Origin of the sequence: Mesorhizobium sp. M1A.F.Ca.IN.020.06.1.1 (assembly GCF_004023265.1) — a bacterium.
Lineage (GTDB): Bacteria > Pseudomonadota > Alphaproteobacteria > Rhizobiales > Rhizobiaceae > Mesorhizobium.
On the sequence record NZ_RZSR01001584.1, the window covers coordinates 1 to 719 of the forward strand.

The window sequence follows — 719 nt, forward strand, 5'->3', positions numbered from 1 at the left end:
GCATTGACCAGGATGCCCTTGTGCTTCAGCTCCTCGGCCATCGCCTGCGTCATCGCGGCGACCGCCGCCTTGCTCGCGGCGTAGGCGACCATTCCGGCGCCGCGCCTGGGATCAAGCCCGGCGCGCGCGCTGACGTTGACGATGCGCCCCGCGGTGCCCGACGTCAGCATCGAGCGCACCGCGGCGCGGCTGCAAAGGAAGGTGGTCCGCGCATTGGTGTCCATCATCTCGGCAAAGGATGCCGTCTCGATCTTTTCGACCGGCGCCATGGTGAAACCGCCGGCAAGATGGATCGAAGCCCAAAGCTCCGGAACCTGATGGTAGAAGGCCTCGACCTTGGCGGAGTCCGACAGGTCGACATTGTGTGCCAGATGGACGCTGGCGTGAGCCGCGTAGGGAAAATGCGGCGGAGCCGCGGCATGCGCATTGGGCACGTGGCAAATCGCGCCCTGCTCCAGCAACCTGCCGACAACCGCGCCGCCGAGCGCCCCGGTGCCGCCCGTCACCACGACATGCCTGCCGTTAAGCGTTTCCGTCATATTTCGACTGCTCCTGTCGTATTCTTATGCTTATGCCGCCCCAGCCTCGAACGTCGCGCCTTTCGCGTCGTCACTCAATTGAAATATCGACATGGCAGGCGTCCCGTCTTTGCATGCGTCGACACGCAGCCGCGTGACGTGACGCGGGCCGCGTCTCGGCCCGATGGGACGCTCGCCAGG

At 65.5% G+C, this 719-nt stretch carries 1 protein-coding gene; it reads right to left on the reverse strand.

What is annotated here, in order from left to right; all coding sequences use genetic code 11:
* Positions 1–539, reverse strand: a 539-nt coding sequence (locus tag EOA60_RS35695) for an SDR family NAD(P)-dependent oxidoreductase (protein WP_128312765.1), incomplete at its 3' end; no start/stop codon positions are given.
* Positions 540–719: the final 180 nt, after the last annotated feature.